Genomic DNA, 18772 nt, shown 5'->3' with positions numbered 1-18772 from the left:
TCAGCCTCTTCGAATTAATTGGATGTATAAAAATGGTTACTCAACACACCTGATTTTTACAAAATAATGTGCAATATAGGTAAAAATATAGTAATATAGTAATTGCTACTAAAATGATAAAATTTTTGAAAGAGTTGGTATGGTATGACAACAGGTTTGATTATTACGATAGTGATTGGATCTATTATTAAATTGTTAACGAGCCCTCCCAGTATAGTTGTGGGATGGGGTGTAAGTAAATTTGAACTTCATAAAAAACTTGATTCAAAAGATGTTACGGTAACATTTAATGGAAAGAATTTAGAAGAGGAAGAAAAAAATAGATTTACAAACTATTTTAATAAAGCTTCATTCTTGAAAAAACACTATATATTTCCAGGTAATGAAAAATTATTTTTACAGCCAGAGACTAATGTTACTCCATTTATCATGAATGTAAAAAGAGGCAAAAAAGATGTTAATTTCTTTGTTTTTAGTTACGACAATCGCGTTGATGTAGTCAAGAAGTACAAGAAGAAGGTTGTTTCATATAGTATTAGCTCTGAACATCTACAAAATTTCACCGTTAGAACTACAAATGCAAACCATTGAAAAGAATGGGGATTCGGTCACTGACGTAGAATCCCTTTATTATTACTCCTAAAATTACGTGAATATAGTACCGAAATTATCTTCCAATTCAATTGAATGGAGGATTTTTTTATGACCAAAAAGTCGGGATTATATTGCTACTTATCCCAGCACTCAATAATTGATGAACGACTTCCTATAATAGAAATAGGAGTAATCTACCATAGGAGGAATAATCCTTGCTTCACTATTTCTTGCCATAAAAGCTGGTATAATAATGGTAGAATAATACATTCATAAAGGGGAGAAATTAATGACAGCTCAACAACAAGCAGCGATGCAATCCATGATTGACTGGCTTGCGGATGAACGCGAACTCGGGAGAGAACCTAGCAAAATAGAAATTGCTGGAGAGTTTGATTTACATGATATGCACTACTATATATTCAGGTATAAAAAAGCAATGCTTGGAAAATGGCTCCTTGGCGTATGTGGAGGCTATGAGGATCCGTCTGACATCGAGCATTGCGGCCATATATTCAGCGAGATGCAACCTTATGCCCCTGCGACTGCAGAGCAAGAAGCTGTAAAGATGGTAGAATTAATCCGAGAATATTGGATGCAGCAGGCTGCAGCATATGAAGCTGCCCAATCCATGGAGGATGAGGCAGAAACGCAAGACAATGGTTCTGATATTTTTAACGGGTTCGTTTTGCTTAACTCCGCAGAATGTGATATTGATCAGATCAAAGCCAACCTTTTCAATGATTGGAACATCTCCTGCTCGTCAGGAGAGGATGAGGAAAACGCCGAAGAAACAAATGAAGGAACTTTGGTCTTTGAAGTGGACGACTCCATGTTAGCGGTAAGTTTTGTCGATGCTCCCGTACCGGATGGTGAGGCTGAGTTTTATGCACAGGGAAACTATCTGTGGAAAGAAGCCGTGGAGGTTACCCAAACACATGTAGCTCAAATCATTCTGGCTGTATTTACACGCTCGGGCTCCCCGCTAGACAGCGGCAGGCTATATACCAAGCTGGCGGCCAGTTGCCTAAAGCTTCCTAACGCAATAGGGATCTATACATGCGGCACTGTATTTCAGCCTGAACTTTATCTAGATATGGCTGAAATGATGAAGGATGACGACATGTTCCCTTTACTGAATCTGGTTTATTTCGGCCTAGTCGGAACAGAAGCCGGGGTCGATGGATATACCTATGGGCTAAAAGCCTTTGGCAAGGATGAAATTGAAATCCTGGACAGCCAAGCATCCCCTGAAGAGATGCGTGACTTTTTGATTACTATTTCAGGATATATTGTAGATGAAAACGTCACTTTAAGGGATGGAGAAACGATCGGCTTCTCAGCGGAGCAAAAGCTGCCGATTTCCCGTTCCGAGGGAGTTTATGTCGAGGGGGATACTCTCAAAATCAAATACTAGTTTCATTCCAAAAAGGCATCGTCACAAGTAGGTGTCTTTTTTTTTTTTTGCATAATCAAAAATACTTTGCTTAACTAACAGAGAATTCCTTCAAATGTACTACTTAGTGGTTAAAATATGAAACTAAACTACTATATTTATTTAAAATATTCCTGTGGTATAATTTCCTAAAAAAGGAGGAGGATTTTTTTGGGAAAGCGAAATTATTTTAAAGTCATAAAATTTTTAGTAAGTTTATCTGTTTGTTTATGCATTATTAATTATCCGATTATTTCCTTTGCTGAAACACTTGATACTAATTTAGCTAGTGAAACAAGCATACCTAATGACATTGATACTGGTATAGCAAACTTGAACTACAATAACAGCGAAGTTTTGGCAGTGAATGGTGATAAGATTAATAGTTTTGTTCCAAAAGAAGGTAAAAACTCAAAAGATAAATTTATAGTAGTTGAACGTAATAAAAAATCACTTACAACTTCACCGGTGGATATTTCAATTATCGATTCTATGGCGAATCGTACCTATCCAGGAGCATTACAACTTGCAAACAAAGCTTTTGTAGACAATCAACCTAGTTTATTGGTTGCCAAAAGAAAACCGCTAAATATTAGCATAGACTTACCTGGTATGAAAAGAGAAAATACTATAACTGTGGATAATCCAACATATGGTAATGTATCTGGGGCAGTAGATGAATTAGTATCTACTTGGAATGAAAAATATTCAACAACCCATACTTTACCTGCAAGACTACAATATTCAGAATCTATGGTTTATAGCAAATCTCAAATAGCAAGCACGCTGAATGTTAACGCCAAAGTTCTTGAAAATTCACTGGGAATTGACTTTAATGCGATTGAAAGTGGAGAGAAAAAGGTGATGGTTGCGGCATATAAACAAATATTTTATACCGTAAGTGCAGAACTACCTAACAATCCATCAGACCTTTTTGATGAAAGTGTTCTTTTTGAAGAGTTAACTCGTAAAGGAGTAAGTAATGATGCTCCTCCCGTTATGGTGTCAAATGTAGCTTATGGCAGAACAATTTATGTGAAATTAGAAACAAGCTCTAAGAGCAAGGATGTACAAGCTGCTTTTAAAGCCTTACTGAATGATGTCAATACCAATGTAGAAACTAGTGGACAATACAAAGATATTTTTGAAGAAAGTTCCTTTACTGCTGTAGTATTAGGCGGAGATTCACAAACGCATAACCAGGTTGTGTCAAAAGACTTTAATGAAATTAGAAAAATAATTAAAGATAATGCAGAATTTAGTCTTAAAAATCCAGCATACCCAATATCATATACAAGTGTTTTCTTAAAGGACAATTCAATTGCTGCTGTTCATAACAATACAGATTATATCGAGACGACAACTACCGAATATTCTAAAGGAAGCATCAATCTTGATCATTCTGGTGCATATGTTGCTCAATTTGAAGTAGCCTGGGATGAATTTTCATATGATGAAAATGGAAATGAAGTACTATCCCATAAAACTTGGGATGGAAACTGGAAAGATAAAACAGCTCATTTCTCTACAGTAATACCACTTCCGCCTAATTCAAAAAATATAAGAATTTATGCAAGAGAATGTACAGGTCTTGCATGGGAGTGGTGGAGAACAATTATTGATGAATACAATGTTCCATTATCGAATGAAATAAATGTTTCAATTGGAGGAACTACATTATACCCAACAGGTATTATTAATTAGGTATTAGTCATGAGAGGTACTTTCTCAAATATGATGTAGCTTCGTTTTAAGGTTTGACATTGAAATGGAAATCAATAATAAATGTATCTTTTGAAAAAGGTTGATCAAAACATGTTCATACTTAATGTGCTAGATTAACTTCACTATAAAGATTGATAAATTGTAATAAAGTTTGATAAAATCACCTCTAGTCTTAGAGGTGATTTTTTTTATTGGATATTTATGTTAAATTCGATTTAAAAATTGTGTAGGAATGTACTAAAACAAACGAAGCGGAATACTTGAATAACGATTAGGGTTAAAATATCAGGAAGTATGGAAGACTTGATAAGGAATAGAAACTAGTTGGTTATCATTAAAAAGGTATTAATATTAAGGAAGGAAGTATAAAACTATGGATTTCAAAACAGTTATGCAGGAGCTTGAATCCCTCGGTAAGGAACGAACTAAAAAAATGTACATATCTAATGGTGCACACGAGCCTGTTTTTGGTGTGGCTACAGGTGCTATGAAACCAATCGCGAAGAAAATAAAAATAAATCAATCTTTAGCTGAAGAGCTTTATGCTACAGGTAACTATGATGCAATGTATTTTGCAGGCATCATAGCAGACCCAAAAGCTATGACTGAGTCGGATTTTGATCGTTGGATAGATGAAGCGTATTTTTATATGCTGTCTGATTATGTAGTGGCAGTAACTTTATCAGAGTCAGCTATTGCACAAGACGTTGCAGATAAATGGATTGCAAGCGGTGACGAGCTAAGAATGTCAGCGGGTTGGAGTTGCTACTGTTGGCTTTTAGGGAATCGCAAAGACAATGAATTTTCCGAAAGCAAGATTTCTAATATGCTTGATATTGTGAAAAATTCTCTTCATAATTCGCCAGAAAGAACGAAATCTGCTATGAATAATTTTCTATACACAGTAGGACTTTCATATTTGCCACTACATGAAAAAGCTGTCGAGACCGCAAAGGAAGTAGGTATAGTAGAAGTCAAACGGGACAAGAAAAAAACAAGTTTCCTAAATGCTTACGAAAGTATTCAAAAAGAAATGGATAAAGGGAGAATCGGATTCAAACGCAAGTATGTTAGATGTTAAAATTAGCTTTGCATCGGTACGTTGATTCGAGAAGGGGTGAGTACCTGTTATTCGACTAATGGAGGCAGGAGGAAACTACAAAACCACTGCTTTTAAAGGCTATTCATTGTCCGTAATGATTTACTTTGTAAATAAGAATAATTTGTGTACAAAACGGAAATGAATATGTGTAAAATGTGGGAGTTGATGGTTATGGAATTTTATAAAGATAAAGAAGTTTACTGCTATAGTTGTCGTAAAAAGACTGTATTTACATGTAAAGATGCACATAAAAAAAGTGGAGTAGATAGTCATTGTAGTGAGTGTTCGGGCATATGGTTTGAATGGCAAAATCGAGCAGTTGAGAAAGAAATGGAAAAGTGGATTGAATATAACCAAAGGCTCATAAATTAACTGAATGTCCATATATCCATTAATTAAAAGAATTTTTTACATTGATGATTGAGCTAATTTCATAAATTTAATCACTTTAGTGTCAAAATTGGCTGAGTTAAGCATTATTGAAAAAGTATCTGGAACAAAACTAGAGAGTGGAGCTACAGAAGTGATTGGGGAAGCATAACAAAAGTATTTTTGTGTATGTTTTATATCCAAATGCCCGCTAGTTTGATTCTGATGGCTATTGTTTTTGATTTTGAAAAGGGGATAATAGCCTCTGCTTAAGTCATTCCCATTTCCGTTGTACTAATTTTAGTGTTTCTCTTGAAAATACCAACTTGTATATGTCAGGTTTTGAAGTGTTTTTCCAAAAATGATATCCGTATTCTTTCTTAAAATAATTCATAATAATAGTCATAACATTTCCATGAGTTCCTATAATAATAGTCTGTGTCTCATAATTATTTAGAAGTTCTTTTATTATAGGAATAGCCCGATTTTGGACGTCTCTTACTGATTCTCCGCCCGATAAATTAAAATCAATATCTTCATAGGATTTTTTTATTGCCTGTTGTATTTCTTCTTCAGGTAATTTATAAGCCCCTTTAATTGCCTTTCCCTTAATTCCTCAACTACCTTTACTTCTATATTTTAGGAATCAACAATTCCCTCGATTGTTTAAACTGATCTTGTATAAGGACTTGAGATTACTAGATCAATCTTCTGCTCATTCATTATTGCCGTTACTTTTTTTGCGTCTATTGCACCTTGGTTGGATAGTTTTCTCGTTCGTTCTTGACCGAAAACAAATGGTGATTCTGCGTGTCTTATCATATAGATGATGGTATCTATTATTCGGTTCCTCTTCCCCTTATTCAATAAACTTACACGAATCTTAATTAACTAAAAATTCCTTTTATAAGGAAATCATAACATAGTAAATTGTAATTTGATAGACAAATGGTAATAGTGCATCGAAGATTTATTTACAGTTATGGAATATGAGAAGCAAAGAAACGGGAATGGTGACAATCATAAACTAGGCAATCTATCTCTTAGTTTGTTTAGATACTAGAGAGGAAAATACTAGCTCTTTCAGCACAAAGTCTAGTATAGTTATATTGGCATTATAAAAATGGCTGCTGTATTTCAAATAAATATAGTTACTAACAAGAGAGTGTCTTAATATATGTATAAAAGTGGTGAATTTTGTATTGAATGAGAAGTATTTTAAAATAATCGGATTACTAGTTTATGGCTTAATTTTAAGTGGGATGATCGGTTTTATTTCTTCTGTTTTTTTAATAGTAGTTAATGGCTTGGCAGATTTTTTATGGACTGACGTATCCAATACTTTAAAAGTACCTGCTATTTATACATTACTTTTATGTATTTTGGGTGGTGTTTTAGTCGGTGTTAGCAAGTATAAGTGGGGGGGACTGCCTCAAACGGCTAATGAAGCTATTGTTGAATTAAAAACAACTCAAAGAATGAACTATTCAAATGTAGGTCTCAATTTTTTAATTGCTTTTTTAATTTTAATTTTTGGTGCAAGTGTTGGTCCTGCAGCAGCCATATTAAGTTCTGTTATTGCGTTATCAGTATGGCAGGCAGATAAAATGCGTTACTTTTATTTTTCCTACAATGAATGGAAAAAGGAATCTTGGTTAATTAGGCTAAAACAATTTGCTTTACCTCATCATTACCTTATTCCCTATAATCCTGATCAGGCACCTAAAGAGAAAAAACTGCTTTTATTGAAGAAATTCTTGTATTTATTATTTATCATTAATGGAATAGTGACTTTTATGATTTTTATTAAAATATCAGATCAACCTCCCTTTGTGACCAAGTTAGGTGAAACGAACTGGGGGTTGGATGAATTGTTTCTTTTTATTCCTTTTGTGTTGTTTGGTATTTTGTTTAGTAAACTTTATGAACTAATGGAAAGAGCAATGAATAAAATCTTTTCTAAAATCAACAATAAAATTATTTTAAGTGCTGTTATCGGTGGTATCGGGATTGGTTTGATGTCTTTAATCGCTCCTAAATTACTTTTTTCCGGTCAACTGTCTATGCAAGCTTTACCTAGTTTAGTACCGACACTTTCGATGGCTACTTTAATTTTAGCTTCTGTTTTAAAACTGATTTTTATGGAGTTTTGTTTTAAGTCAGGTTGGGTTGGTGGAAATGTTTTACCAGTTATCTTCGCTTCCATTTTACAGGGCTACGCGATCGCGACTTTTTTCCCGCAACTAGATATGCTTTTTATCGTAGCTGTTATAGGTGGTAGTGCTTCGATTGCTATTTTAAAGACACCTTTACTAGTAGGAATTTCACTAATGCTATTTTTCCCAAAAGAGTTAGCCCCAGTTATATTAATTATTGTGTTTATATTTATTTGGTTAAGTAAAATGAGTAAAAAAAATACGCAAAAAGTAACTGCTTAATTTTAGTTGGGAACGCTAGTCCAAACCAATTGAAAAGTGCTTTGGATCCTTTAGTATAAAGGGTTCGAGGCGCTTTTCCTTTTATGAAAATACGTTTGACAAGGCTAGAAAATGAAAAGACTTTACACATTTTCTGAACAAACAAAAAGATTTTTTTGATACTCCTTATTGATCTTCAATTTTTCGTGCTCATCACCAAAAGTTGTGGAAGACATTTGTTAAATCAACCACATGTTATGGTGATGAGCCATTATTCGGTGACACTAAAGGTGTTTTATTTAAAATAATTTCATTTTTTTAGACCTCAATGTTCAAATTAATGTTACAGTTAAAAAGAAAATTTTATTAATGAGTAGGAGAACAAACATGATTGAAATAAAAACATCTCCATTAAGTGATGGAGAATTCAATAGAGGGGTATTTGCTACATGCGATATCCAGAAAGGAGAGCTTTTACATGAGGCACCTGTAATTGCTTATCCAAATGAAGAGCATCAATACATTGAGCAAACCTTGCTCGCTGATTACGCTTTTGAGTATGGAATTGGTCGTTCTGCGATCCTTCTTGGTTATGGAATGTTGTTTAATCATTCTTATGAACCAAATGCAACATATGAGATTAATTTTAAAAATCAAACATTTGATTTTTTTGCTTATAAAGATATAAAAGCTGGAGAAGAAATTCTGATCAATTATAATGGCGACGTTGATAACAAAGATGAACTGTGGTTTAACGAAGAATAAATGCTATAGTGATGAGTCGTCTATTCAACATAGTATCTTTATATTGAATTCGGGAAGCATTGCTGCAAACCTTTCATAATAATATTGTGAAACGCGAGAAAAAACGCTTTAAATCCTTTAGTAGGGTTTCAAGCGTTTTTTTTACCAATGTTTAGAAAACGATTATGTATGCACAACTAGAGAGTTAACAGCTTCTGCTAAAGAGGAGACGCAACTGCAGCTTGAAGTCGTTGAAGGGCTGCGTTTAATACGTTCGGCAACTTCATGAATAGAGTAAACTAATGCGAGATAAGCTTCTATTTTTGAACGATCAGATATGGTGAAATTTATCATTACTTTGCAAAACGACGAAAATTTAAATCAACATTTTGATTTCTATTCCAGGCTTAAAGAGTATAACCAAAAATTTTAAAAGACTTCACTCGTGAAGCTTTTAGTATAATTAATAGTACCTTCTAAATTAACTCCTGAGCTTGTTTTCCCATAAATGCTTCGGCGAGCGGATAAAATGAAGTTACGTCATCCGAATATAGTTCAATACCTTGGAGGAGTTCTTGAGTAGCTAGATTAATTTCTCTATCAGCTGACATTACTTGCTCTTTTATAGGAAGCGGTGAATATTTCTGCTTTGATTCAACCGAAGTGATGAAACTTGTGCAAATTCCGTGCGCTAATAATTCTCTTAAACGATTTGCATTAAGATGCTCATAATGCTCCGCGGATAACATCACCTGATGCAAATGATGAATAGTATGTTGATAATCCTTAATGTCTATAAGAATATTGGCAATAGACAGGTGTGACTCTATTTGATTTGGATCGATAGCAATAGATTTTTCGAAAGCTGCCATTGCAAGTTCAGGTCTCGCACCAGCAATGTATAAATTACCTAGTTTATTCCATAATAAAGCGTTGCTTGGTGAAGAGGAAATTAAATGTAAGAGGTGTTCTTCCCCATCTGTAGCATATTTTGGTGAAGTTCCATCAAAAAGTTGTATTTCACCAAATTGAACAAGAGTATTTTCGTTATCGGGTGCCAATAAAGCTGCAATGCTAAACATATATAGTTCTGACGACTCTTCCCACTGTCCAGCAGTATTGCAATACTTACAACGGAAATACCCAGTGTACTGTTGTTCTGGATTCTGTATATTTTGGTTATTTGTAGGAACATTAATGAACATAGTTCCAATATTATATTTGCCTGATTTGTTACAGCTTTTACAAGTCATCATGATTTCATTTTTTTCATGCCGAGTCATTACTTTTTTTAAATTATCGACGATAGACTTTACATATGTCCCGCCTAAATACTTGAACGTAGGGGATGATGGGATTTCAGTGATTTCTTGATTTGTTAATGCTTGAATTAATATTGGGTTAATTTGTTTTCCAGTCATGTAATTACTCCTTCTATGAAAATGCCTATAGCCTTTTCATTATAACTCAACTATCGTAGTAAAAAAATCCTTATTAACACTTCATATTATTAGCTATTTCGATATTCAAAAATCTATTTGACTTTTTGACATAACAAATAACATTTATGAGTTTTGGGACTCCCAACCTAATGATGAAAAGTTCTTTACAGAAAAAAATAGCGTGTTCCAGCTTTTGTCATTGATGATTCTGTCTATTCCCGCAATCGCTGTAAGTCTGTATAACTGATGGCGAACTTTTTTGACCATTCTTCCCATCGTTACTTGAAAGTGAAAGGGTTTCTGTCTTGTGCTTAGCTGAATAAACAATAAAAAGACCACTCCGTGACAGGGGGTCTATAAAATAAGGTAAACATTATAATATTTAGGTTCATTACCAAAAGTTGAGGATGAAATTTTTAAAATATATGCGCTGTATTTTAGTTGATCTTCGTTCCGGCTGGCTACTCCTTGGGGATTAGCAATAGAAGAACGAAGGCTAAAATCATCACGTCCTAGTACTCGCTCTTAAATAGTTTCTTCCAATAAATGATTATAAGTGTTCATCGTAGTCATATTATAAGAACGTATTTGATCGATTATAAAGGGGATACAATCTATTATTCATTAGGTGAGCATCTTACATGTTGAATAGGTATAAAGCTCATTATTTTATCAACCCAAAACAAAATATCGAAGAAACGTGAGAAGCGAGAATTTATAGAAAAAGAGGTATAATATAATAGGAAGAAACTCAATATAAAGAGAGATGAATTTTTAAATGAATGAACAATTAGCTGATTGGATTACGCGTTTTCAGAAGGAGAAAGATATAGAGGCCCTCGCAAACTTAAAAGACTATTGTTACTATATGGTCGAACCTTTAATTGAGGAATTTACAGAGAAATACGGGGAAGATGCTGGGGAATTATTACGTTTAAAATGGGATAAGCGTTTTTATTTTATTTTTACAAAGTATCAATTAAATGTTGGGCTTCCTTTAGATACTTTCGTGAAAAATACGTATCGTTTTTATTTTATGCAGGTTTTAAAAAAGGCTGGTTATTGAACTAAATAGTAGGGGAGTGTTTCATTAGAACACTGCTATATAAAAAAACCCTTGTCTCGTGTAAGAACGAGTCAAGGGTTATTATTTTTTATTGATACGTTATATCTTCTGCAAGGTGGGTAAATACCTCACCGATGATAGAGTCTTCGTCATAAACGGAAGAACCTGTATTCTCCTCAGGTTGGGCAAATGGTATTTGAGCGATGATACTTGATTGGAGCTCATCTGCTAATTTTTCTGCGCCACCTTGACCGAATAAATAGTTCTTTTCACCATTTGAGTTTTCGAAGTAAGCCATGTTTTCGACAACACCAAGAATCGTGTGTTTCGTATGTTGAGCCATCAGACCTGCACGAGAAGCAACATGAGAAGCTGCAAGGTGAGGTGTTGTTACAATAATTTCCTGCGCTTGTGGAATCATTGCTGCCATATCAATGGCTACATCTCCTGTACCAGGTGGTAAATCGATGAGGAGATAATCTAATTCGCCCCAATGTGTATTGACAAGGAAATTACGAATCCATTTGTTGAGCATTGGCCCACGCCACATGACAGGTTGGTTGTCGTTAGTATAGAAGCCCATCGACATGATCTTTACACCATCACTCATCACTGGAATAGCTGTTTGGTCAAGCATTGTTGGTTTTTGATGAATTTTCATCATGGCAGGAATACTAAAGCCATAAATGTCAGCATCTAAAATCCCTACTCGTTTACCAAGACGGGCAAGGGCTACTGCTAAATTAATCGTCACAGTAGATTTACCGACGCCACCTTTACCACTAGTAATGGCAATAAATTTGACACCAGAGTCGGGTAGAAGCATTTTAGGCATTCCTTTATCCGTAACTTTTTCTGATTTTAAAGAAGCTGTTAAACTACGGCGTTCGTCATCTGTCATAGAACCAAATTGGATGGATATTTTTGATGCACCGATCGCTTTTAACGCTTCTTCAACATCTGCTTGAATTTTGGCTTTTAATGGACAACCTTGAATAGTCAAGACAAGATCCAGTGAGATATGTGTACCGTTAACTTGAATATTTCTTACCATATTCAAGTCAACGATGCTTTTATGAAGCTCTGGATCATCGATTTTCTGCAAAGTTTTTAAAATGTGTTCGTTCGTTAGCATATTAGAAACCACCTTCCTATTTTAGGCCTTTGCCAAGCCCTTTTAAGAAGTGAGCGCCAAAGTTTACAGCACGATTAACATCAGGGTCATTTAACATTTTGAACAACTTAAAGGCACTAACTTTTTCGTCCGATTCAATTGCTTTGTTCGCTTCATCTAAGCCAGTATTTAAGCCTTCAATAAGCTTTGTTGTTGTTTCTGGGTTCAGTTCGGTTAATGCTCCTGCAACACCCATTAAGTTGTTGATGATATTCGTAACAGGCTTACGCGTTAATTGACCAAGAGCGATATGTGCAACATCCTCTTTTGCTTCAAGTAGTTTCGTAGCGGCTTCTAGCGCTCCAATATCATTTAATTCTGCCATGATCGTAAAGACCTGGTTCACCATTTCTTCATTCTCAGAAAGAAGTTGCTTTAAATTGTCTAACTTTTCTTCCTTTAGTTGCTCTTCTGTTACTTGAGCTTTTTTAATTGTCGTAATTGGTGCAGCCATAAAATCACTCCCTTTCGTTAGTTGTTAAGTGAACGTAACCAGGACGGTTCCATTTACGTTGTACCTCAACACCATTTTGCGGATGACGTTTTTTATAACGAGGGTTTGTTCTAGGAAGTGGCGTTTTTCCTTTTTGTTTCAATACTTCTACTCGTACTTTTGTTTGTTTATAAGCAGGTGTCGATGTATTGATGTCTCCAGCCGGACCCGTTAAGAAATTAATCGCTGAGTCTTTGCTAACAGAGTTCATTGGTAAGAATAGTTCATTTCCTTGTACGCGATCTGTCACTAGGGCATTTAATTTTAATGCGCCTTGAGGAGACACTAAACGAAGAAGAGCTCCATCTTCAATGCCACGTTCTTTTGCTAGCTCTGGTGATACTTCAACAAAAATTTCAGGTACTTTCGATTGAATACCTTTTGATTTGTTTGTCATATTACCTTCATGGAAGTGTTCAAGCATACGGCCATTGTTAATATGGCAATCATATTGCGCTTCATATTCAACCGGTCTAATCCAATCGTTTAAAGCAAAGCGAGCTTTTTTGTCAGGGAAGTTAAAGCCATCTTCATATAGTAAAGGTGTGTCTTTACCATCATGGCTACCCCAACAGAAGCTACCCCAATTTTCTAATACATCATAGTTCGCTTGCGAGAAGAATGGAGCAAGACTAGCCATTTCAGCAAAGATTTCACTTGGGTGACTGTAATTCCAGTCAGCACCTAGGCGACGTGCTACTAATTGAAGGATTTCCCAATCGGCTTTTGATTCACCAAGTGTTGGTAATACTTGATATAGTCGTTGCACACGACGCTCTGTATTCGTGAACGTACCTTCTTTTTCAAGAGAAGGTGCTGCTGGTAAAATAACATCCGCATATTGTGCAGTACGTGAAAGGAAGCAATCTTGTACAACAAAGAAGTCTAGTTGTGAAAGTACTTTATCTACATGGTTAGCATCGCAATCTACAAGTGCCATATCTTCCCCAACTAAATACATTGCTTTCATTTTACCTTCCATGATCGCATCTAACATGGCCATATTTGTACGACCTGGTTCAGGTTTGATTTTTACACCATAAGCTTCTTCAAATTTCTTACGTGCTTCGTCGTCTATGACTTTTTGATTACCTGGTAATAGATTTGGTAGTGTACCCATATCACAAGCACCTTGAACATTGTTGTGACCACGAAGAGGGTAGGCACCTGCACCTGGACGACGATAGTTACCAGTAGCTAGAAGTAGGTTAGAAATTGCAGCTGATGTATAGGAGCCACCTGTATTTTGTGTAACACCCATACCCCAAAGTACACATGTACCGTCAGCATCACGAATCATTTCAGCAACATTTATCAACGTTTCTTTTGAAATGCCCGTTTCTTTTTCTGCATATTCTAGTGTGTATGTTTCAAGTACATCTTTAAAATCATCAAAGAAGTGCACGTTCTCTTTAATGAAGGCTTCATCATGCCAGCCTTGATCGATCATATATTTTGTAACGGCCATTAACCATACTTGGTCTGTTCCTTGTTTTGGGCGCATGAAAATATCAGAGCGCTCAGCCATTTCATGTTTACGAACGTCGGCAACAATTAATTTTTGACCGTGTAACTTATGGGCACGTTTTACACGAGTAGCTAAAACAGGGTGACCTTCTGCAGGGTTTGCCCCAACAATAATAACAAGGCCAGCTTTAGCGATATCTTTGATCGTTCCAGCGTCGCCACCTATACCAACTGTGCGTAGTAGGCCATCAGTAGCTGGAGATTGACAATAGCGTGAGCAGTTATCAACGTCGTTTGTTTCGAATAATTGACGCGCCATTTTTTGAATTAAGTAGTTTTCTTCGTTTGTAATTTTTGAAGAAGAAATAAAGCCGACAGATCCAGAACCATATTCTTTTTGGATGCCACCTAGTTTAGAAGCAATCAAGTCAAGCGCTTCATCCCATGAGGATTCAACAAATGCATCATTTTTACGAATTAATGGTTTTGTAATTCGTTCTTCAGAGTTGATGAAGTCCCAACCGAATTTCCCTTTTACACAAGTAGAAATAGCATTGACAGGACCGTCAGAAGGTTGCACTTTTAAAATTTTGCGGTCTTTTGTCCAAACTTCAAACGAACAACCTACTCCACAGAAAGTACAAACTGTTTTTGTTTTCTTCGTACGTTTACTGCGCATAGCAGCTTCGACTTCAGAAACCGCAAAGATACCGCTATAGCCAGGTTCAACTTCCTTAATTAAATTAATCATCGGATCTAACGTATCTTGTTTCAGCCCAGTCATAAAACCAGCTTCGCCAAGCATTGATTTTTCCATTAAGGCGTTACATGGACAAACGGTAACGCATTGACCACAACCTACACAGGAAGAATCGTTAATAGCTACGCCTTCATCCCAAATTACTTTTGGTCTATCAGCTTCCCAATCTAGCGATAACGTTTCGTTAACTTGTAGGTTTTGACACACTTCTACACATTGTCCACATGCGATACATTGGTTTGCATCATATCGATAGAATGGATGAGACATATCCACTTCATGTGGTTCCACTTTTGGTTGATAAGGATATTTTTGGTGTTCAATTTCCATTAATTCTGCAGTGTTGTGTAATGTACAATTCCCGTTGTTATTGTCACAAACGGTACAATACAGCAAATGGTTTTCTAGTAGACGGTCCATGGCTTCTGTTTGTGCTGCTTTCGCTTTCTCAGAAGTAAGTTGGATATCCATGCCAGCTACTGCTTTTGTTGAACAAGAACGAACTAATTGGCCGTTCACTTCAACGATACATGTATCACAAGTTTCGATAGGATCAACTGATGGTACATGACAAATTTGTGGATGGGCGATTCCGTGTTGATTAATGGTATCCAGTATTGTAGCTCCATCTGCTACATCGTACGATACGCCATTAATGTTAATTTTAGTCAAGATATTTTCCTCCTTTTGCTCTTTGAGACTTATTTGACAACAGGTTAATACTTAGGATAAATCGGGAATAGAGTTTCGAGTTTTTTTATTTTGATTGTCTTGTTATAATGTCATTTCCCAATTTGTCCAATTTCTACTCCAACATAGATGAAGAAACATTTATTATTTGTTGTCGATGTTGATATTGCTCAAAAATAAAAAAATCCACCATGAAAAGGCATGTATTATCATGCTATTTATTCATGGTGGATAAAATTCTTAACAGGCCTTGCTAAAAATTCAATCAACTTTTATTTTTTATTCAATATAACTATAGAATTTAAATATTAAAACCACCATGCCTATAGTTCAAACTTATTTGTATGAAACCATGACATAGGAATCAAAATACTTTCATTCCATGTGTAATACCAATTATTATAGCCTTTTAAGCCAAAATGGACAATAATTATAATAAAAATTTATCTTCATTCAGTAGAAAATCCTATCTCAGAAGGTGATTAGATGAATTCAGATATAGCTCTTTTTCAATAGGTGTTCACCATCTACTGAATGAAGATAAAGCCTCCGGCGGATGTCACGGATTTTAAAAGGAATGAATTGTGCAGGCACAATTCAAAATCCGGACGCAATTACGCCAAGGCGAAATTGATCGATAATTGATAATAATTATCATTGGATATTTTCTCTTTAATTTTTATTTAAGTTGCTATATTATTAACAAACTGTAAGGGTGACCCCCATGAACATAGGATAAAAAGATTAATTACGTTGGGAGAATCGTTAAAATGTCAAAAAAGGTGCATGAATTCAACGATATTATTCGAAAACTACGCAAAGATATATTTGGGAAGGGACCAGAGCGTATTCATACTGTTTTCGTCGAGAACATGGCTGTTTCAACTTTATATGGTAATATCACACCAACTGAAAAATTTATTGCAAGTACACCTGAAGGGTTAAAAATGGTACATGCTGCACGCACAAGGATGATTCAAGATTTGTATACTAAAAGTCCTCCAGATGGCATGGAAGAATTGATGGGCTCTAAGTTACTCCATTTATTTTCGGATATCAAAATTGAAGAGGATTTTGCTATTTCTGTCTTTGTTTTTGAAGAAAATATTAGTGAATAAAGGGGATGCCTTATGGATAGAGCAGTAGCAAGAGAAATTATACGTGTTGAAGGTAATCAAATCAAAGAAATAGAAGATACCGTTGTCACTGAATACGCTGTCACAGTGAAGATTAATGAGCAAGAATTTGTGACGATGGTTTGCACACCCGAGTATGTAGAAGATATGGTGATTGGCTATTTGGCTTCTGAACGAATTATTCGCGATTACGAAGATATTGAAGCCATTTGGCACCAAGAAAAAGAAGGTTTTGTGCATGTTAAAACAAAGCGTGTGAATCCTTACTTTCAACAAATTCAAAATAAACGATACATTACATCTTGTTGTGGCATGAGTCGTCAAGGTTTTGTTTTTGCTAATGATGCATTAGTTTCTAAAAAAATGGAAGGTATTCATGTGCGTATTACAACAGATGATTGTTTTCGTTTAATGCGTGATATGCAAGATTCGGCTGAGATTTTCAAACAAACGGGTGGTGTTCATAATGCAGCGCTTTGTGATGTGGATGGTATTGTATTAAGTCGAATGGATATTGGACGCCATAATGCATTAGATAAAATTTATGGACATTGTCTACGAAACAACATTAGCATGCAAGATAAAATTATCGTATTTAGCGGACGGATTTCATCTGAAATTTTACTGAAAGTCTCAAAGATTGGCTGTGAAATAGTATTATCTAAATCAGCGCCAACAGAATTAGCATTGCAATTAGCAGAGCAACTCGGTATTACAACGGTAGGTTTTATTCGTCAAAATACACTTAACATTTATACACACAAAGAGCGTATTCACTTGCCTACACAATCGCTCTAACTTCTTTCAGCAGGAGGTCCAAATATCCGCTAAAAGAAGTTAATGCCTCCGGCGGATGTCACAGAATCGAAAAGGAGTTCACAAAGGATGTTAGCCTAAAATCATCGCTTCCATGCGATAACGGCTAACTGACCTGCATCGGTGCTACTGCAACTACTATTACGCGCCAAAAACATCATGCAGGCCTAAGCACAAAGTCGATTCCGGACACAATTATGCCGAGGCATAATTGATCAAAATGAAAGAAGGAGATTACAATTACTAGTCTACAAGATCAACTACACAGACCATTAAGAGATTTAAGGATATCCGTGACAGACCGTTGTAATTTTCGTTGTCAATATTGCATGCCTGCAGAAGTGTTTGGTCCAGATTATGCTTTTTTACCGTCCGATAAAGTATTGAGTTTTGAAGAAATCGAACGATTAGTAAAGATTTTCGTTTCATTAGGTGTGAAAAAAGTACGCATTACTGGCGGTGAGCCTTTACTACGTCGTGATTTGCCGACATTAATTGAACGTATTCATCGCATAGATGGAGTAGAAGATATTGCTTTAACGACTAATGGTACATTGTTGAAAAAGTATGCCAATGAATTGGCGAGAGCAGGTTTATCACGAGTAGCCATTAGCCTAGATTCTCTAAATGAGGAACGTTTTTTCGAGATGAATGGTCATCGTGGAAAAGTGACAACGGTGTTAGAAGGTATAGAAAAAGCGGCCGAAGCAGGCTTGCAAGTAAAGATCAATATGGTTGTTCAAAAAGGAAAAAATGAACAGGATATTGTTTCGATGGCACAATTTTTTAAAGAGAAACAGCACATTCTTCGTTTTATTGAATATATGGATGTCGGTAATTCGAATGGTTGGCGACTAGATGAGGTTGTATCGAAGAAAGAAATTATTGACCAAGTTCATCAGTTTTCTCCTCTGCATCCGGTTGACCCTAATTATAAAGGGGAAGTGGCGACGCGTTATCAATATCAAGATGCTAAGGGCGAAATCGGCGTAATATCATCTGTAACAGATTCTTTCTGCTCAAATTGTTCGCGTGCTCGTATTTCTGCAGAAGGAAAACTTTATACGTGTTTATTTGCAACAGAGGGTACGAATCTACAAGAGTTGTTAAGGTCTGGCGCAGACGATGAAGCGATCACCCAATGCATTTCAACTGTTTGGGAAGATAGAAAAGATCGCTATTCCGATGAACGAAATGAACAGACAATGAAAAAACGGAAAAACTCAAAAATCGAAATGTCACACATCGGTGGTTAGACGCAATAGAGAGGTATTAGTTAGGATTGGCTACGTAAAAAAATAGAAAAAAGTCGGCACAATAATGCCGGATTTTTATCTTCATT

At 35.6% G+C, this 18772-nt stretch carries 16 protein-coding genes; 11 read left to right on the top strand and 5 right to left on the bottom strand.

What is annotated here, in order from left to right; all coding sequences use genetic code 11:
* The first annotated feature begins 144 nt into the window (after nucleotides 1-144).
* The 5 genes from BFJ97_RS06540 (at nucleotide 145) to BFJ97_RS06520 (ending at nucleotide 5228) form a co-directional block, all read left to right on the top strand.
* Nucleotides 145-591, top strand: a complete 447-nt coding sequence (locus BFJ97_RS06540) for a YfmQ family protein (RefSeq protein ID WP_068983835.1) — start codon at nucleotides 145-147, stop codon at nucleotides 589-591.
* A gap of 292 nt (nucleotides 592-883) precedes the next feature.
* Complete coding sequence (locus BFJ97_RS06535) at nucleotides 884-2011, top strand: DUF4261 domain-containing protein (RefSeq protein ID WP_068983834.1); 1128 nt, start codon at nucleotides 884-886, stop codon at nucleotides 2009-2011.
* A gap of 189 nt (nucleotides 2012-2200) precedes the next feature.
* Nucleotides 2201-3733 (top strand): thiol-activated cytolysin family protein, encoded by a 1533-nt coding sequence (locus BFJ97_RS06530; protein ID WP_139114386.1) that lies wholly within the window; start codon nucleotides 2201-2203, stop codon nucleotides 3731-3733.
* Nucleotides 3734-4127: 394 nt separating this feature from the next.
* Nucleotides 4128-4835: a DNA alkylation repair protein gene (locus tag BFJ97_RS06525; RefSeq protein ID WP_068983832.1), complete on the top strand. Its 708-nt coding sequence runs from the start codon at nucleotides 4128-4130 to the stop codon at nucleotides 4833-4835.
* A gap of 192 nt (nucleotides 4836-5027) precedes the next feature.
* Complete coding sequence (locus tag BFJ97_RS06520; protein ID WP_068983831.1) at nucleotides 5028-5228, top strand: hypothetical protein; 201 nt, start codon at nucleotides 5028-5030, stop codon at nucleotides 5226-5228.
* 271 nt (nucleotides 5229-5499) lie between these two features.
* Here the strand turns inward: BFJ97_RS06520 and BFJ97_RS25075 are convergent, their stop codons facing one another.
* Nucleotides 5500-5757, bottom strand: coding sequence for a histidine phosphatase family protein (locus BFJ97_RS25075; protein WP_254660134.1), 258 nt, complete (start codon nucleotides 5755-5757; stop codon nucleotides 5500-5502).
* Between the two features lie 670 nt (nucleotides 5758-6427).
* Between BFJ97_RS25075 and BFJ97_RS06510 the strand changes: the two genes are divergently transcribed.
* Nucleotides 6428-7663, top strand: coding sequence for a chloride channel protein (locus BFJ97_RS06510; RefSeq protein ID WP_068983830.1), 1236 nt, complete (start codon nucleotides 6428-6430; stop codon nucleotides 7661-7663).
* Nucleotides 7664-8029: 366 nt separating this feature from the next.
* Entirely contained in the window at nucleotides 8030-8407 is a 378-nt protein-coding gene (locus BFJ97_RS06505; RefSeq protein ID WP_068983829.1) for an SET domain-containing protein, read from the top strand.
* A gap of 455 nt (nucleotides 8408-8862) precedes the next feature.
* On the opposite strand, the gene BFJ97_RS06500 is transcribed toward BFJ97_RS06505, so the two are convergent.
* Nucleotides 8863-9807, bottom strand: a complete 945-nt coding sequence (locus BFJ97_RS06500; RefSeq protein WP_068983828.1) for a hypothetical protein — start codon at nucleotides 9805-9807, stop codon at nucleotides 8863-8865.
* Between the two features lie 799 nt (nucleotides 9808-10606).
* On the opposite strand from BFJ97_RS06500, the gene BFJ97_RS06495 reads away from it, so the two are divergent.
* Nucleotides 10607-10894, top strand: a complete 288-nt coding sequence (locus tag BFJ97_RS06495; RefSeq protein ID WP_068983827.1) for a hypothetical protein — start codon at nucleotides 10607-10609, stop codon at nucleotides 10892-10894.
* 88 nt (nucleotides 10895-10982) lie between these two features.
* On the opposite strand, the gene BFJ97_RS06490 is transcribed toward BFJ97_RS06495, so the two are convergent.
* The 3 genes from BFJ97_RS06490 to fdhF are packed head-to-tail and all read right to left on the bottom strand — an operon-like array spanning nucleotide 10983 to nucleotide 15460.
* Nucleotides 10983-12029 (bottom strand): Mrp/NBP35 family ATP-binding protein, encoded by a 1047-nt coding sequence (locus BFJ97_RS06490; protein WP_068983826.1) that lies wholly within the window; start codon nucleotides 12027-12029, stop codon nucleotides 10983-10985.
* 16 nt (nucleotides 12030-12045) lie between these two features.
* On the bottom strand, nucleotides 12046-12522 hold the full coding sequence (locus BFJ97_RS06485; RefSeq protein ID WP_068983825.1) for a DUF1641 domain-containing protein: 477 nt from the start codon (nucleotides 12520-12522) through the stop codon (nucleotides 12046-12048).
* A 4-nt stretch (nucleotides 12523-12526) separates the two neighbouring features.
* Complete coding sequence (gene fdhF, locus BFJ97_RS06480) at nucleotides 12527-15460, bottom strand: formate dehydrogenase subunit alpha (protein ID WP_068983824.1); 2934 nt, start codon at nucleotides 15458-15460, stop codon at nucleotides 12527-12529.
* Nucleotides 15461-16248: 788 nt separating this feature from the next.
* On the opposite strand from fdhF, the gene BFJ97_RS06475 reads away from it, so the two are divergent.
* The 3 genes from BFJ97_RS06475 (at nucleotide 16249) to moaA (ending at nucleotide 18686) form a co-directional block, all read left to right on the top strand.
* Nucleotides 16249-16596 carry a DUF2294 domain-containing protein gene (locus BFJ97_RS06475; RefSeq protein ID WP_068983823.1) on the top strand — a complete coding sequence of 116 codons (348 nt, stop codon included), beginning with the start codon at nucleotides 16249-16251 and terminating at the stop codon, nucleotides 16594-16596.
* A 12-nt stretch (nucleotides 16597-16608) separates the two neighbouring features.
* Complete coding sequence (gene fdhD, locus BFJ97_RS06470) at nucleotides 16609-17412, top strand: formate dehydrogenase accessory sulfurtransferase FdhD (RefSeq protein WP_068983822.1); 804 nt, start codon at nucleotides 16609-16611, stop codon at nucleotides 17410-17412.
* Nucleotides 17413-17669: 257 nt separating this feature from the next.
* Nucleotides 17670-18686 (top strand): GTP 3',8-cyclase MoaA, encoded by a 1017-nt coding sequence (gene moaA / locus BFJ97_RS06465; RefSeq protein WP_068983821.1) that lies wholly within the window; start codon nucleotides 17670-17672, stop codon nucleotides 18684-18686.
* Nucleotides 18687-18772: the final 86 nt, after the last annotated feature.

Source organism: Lysinibacillus xylanilyticus, from assembly GCF_001708185.1.
Taxonomy (GTDB): Bacteria; Bacillota; Bacilli; order Bacillales_A; family Planococcaceae; genus Lysinibacillus; species Lysinibacillus xylanilyticus_A.
Note: the sequence above shows the minus strand (reverse complement) of the source record. Positions and strands in the feature narration are given on the sequence as shown.